Origin of the sequence: Vogesella mureinivorans (assembly GCF_007644035.1) — a bacterium.
Classification (GTDB): Bacteria; Pseudomonadota; Gammaproteobacteria; order Burkholderiales; family Chromobacteriaceae; genus Vogesella; species Vogesella mureinivorans.
In genome coordinates this window covers 1-355 of sequence record NZ_VMTV02000814.1, presented here as the reverse complement: position 1 = coordinate 355, position 355 = coordinate 1, and the positions used below count along the sequence as shown (strand labels likewise).

Genomic DNA, 355 nt, shown 5'->3' with positions numbered 1-355 from the left:
GTCCTGGCTGGGGCTGATGGGTCGCCTGGGACGCGGCGTGCTGTGGCTGGCCGAGCGCGGCCGCAAGCAGGTGCACGCGGCCAGCGAGTACCGCGTCGCTCGCGCTGCGATCGCCGAGCGCGAGGAAGTGCGCCGCGAGGAGAAGGTCAAGCGCGCCAAGCGCGAGCCGGTTCGCATCGAGCCGCAGCCGCCTGCGCCCGAGCGCAGCGAGCGTGCGCAGCGCGAGCAGCAGATCCCCTTGTTCACCGTCTCGCTGGGTGAGAACGGTGCGCTGCCGCCGCTGTCGCTGCTGGACGATCCCAAGCCGCAGCCCAAGGGCTACTCGGACGAGGCCCTGGCCACGCTGTCGCGGCAG

At 73.0% G+C, this 355-nt stretch carries 1 pseudogene; it reads left to right on the top strand.

Features of this window, described 5'->3' with window-relative positions:
• Window positions 1-16: 16 nt before the first annotated feature.
• Window positions 17-355, top strand: a pseudogene (locus FLQ44_RS23830) (hypothetical protein); the annotation flags it as partial.